The organism is Vibrio sp. Vb0667 (assembly GCF_033391095.1).
Map to the genome: position 1 here is coordinate 1 of NZ_JAWPOL010000355.1, position 1,083 is coordinate 1,083.

The following is a 1,083-nucleotide window of genomic DNA, read 5'->3' on the forward strand; positions in this document are numbered from 1 at the left end:
AGCTCAAACTTTGACTGGTAACGCGCAAATTTCTGCCAGTGATGATAATTCCCACACTAAAAATGTCGTATTGATAATACTTTTTATCTAACATTTTGTAATAAAAACAATAATCCTGTATACATCTCGCCGAAAACTAATAAAAATTATAGAAGTATCGTCTATGTCAGCCAATTTTTCTCAGAAAGCTCAAGAAACTCTCGTCGGAGAACTTGAAGAACTCGTTTCGACCACTAACTTAAAAGGCGTTATTACTTATTGTAATGACGCGTTTTGTCGCGTTGCAGAATACACGCACGAGGAGTTAGTCGGCCAGAATCATAATATCGTCCGTCATAGTGACATGCCTAAAGCCGCTTTTGGTGATATGTGGGCACGCCTTAAAGAAGGCAAAGCGTGGCGAGGTATGGTTAAAAACAGCACCAAATCTGGCGGTTATTACTGGGTAGATGCCTACGTAACGCCTATCTATGAAAAAAACCAAGTTGTCGGTTATCAATCTGTGCGCGTTAAGCCCAAGCGTGAATGGGTGGATATTGCTGCAAAAGCTTACAAGGGGATGCTAGCCGCCGAGAAAGCGGGTAGAACCTGGTCGTTAAAAATTAACGAAACGGTTCGCTATGCGATTCTACTGGGTGCATTAACTGCACCTGCCGCAGCGTACGCACTATCTGTTGAAGGTCCGCTTGCTTGGCTTGCAAGTGCATTACCAGCGAGCGTCTTAGCGTTATTGTTCCGCCAAGAGTTGATTGATACGCCGCAACAGCTCAAAAAGCTGCAAAAGCAGTATGACAGCGTGAGCCGTTTGATCTATTCAGGCAATAGCGCATTTTCGATTGCTGATTTCCATATCAAAATGTTGTCTGCAAGGATTCGAACCGTATTGGGAAGAATGACCGATTCGGCGCTGCCACTGCAAAATTGCGCTGAAGAACTCAGTCAAACAACTGCTGAGGTTTCAGCCGCGTTGAACCAACAAAACAGTGATATTCGACGCGTGCGAGATGCGACGCAAGAAGTGGAATCTTCAGCGAACTCGGTATCTTCAAGCACTAACGATGCGCATATGCTGATTGATGACAC

At 44.4% G+C, this 1,083-nt stretch carries 1 protein-coding gene; it reads left to right on the top strand.

Annotation, left to right across the window (positions count from 1 at the left end; translation table 11 throughout):
* Positions 1 to 163: 163 nt before the first annotated feature.
* Positions 164 to 1,083, top strand: a 920-nt coding sequence (locus R8269_RS25870; RefSeq protein WP_318222995.1) for a PAS domain-containing protein, incomplete at its 3' end; no start/stop codon positions are given.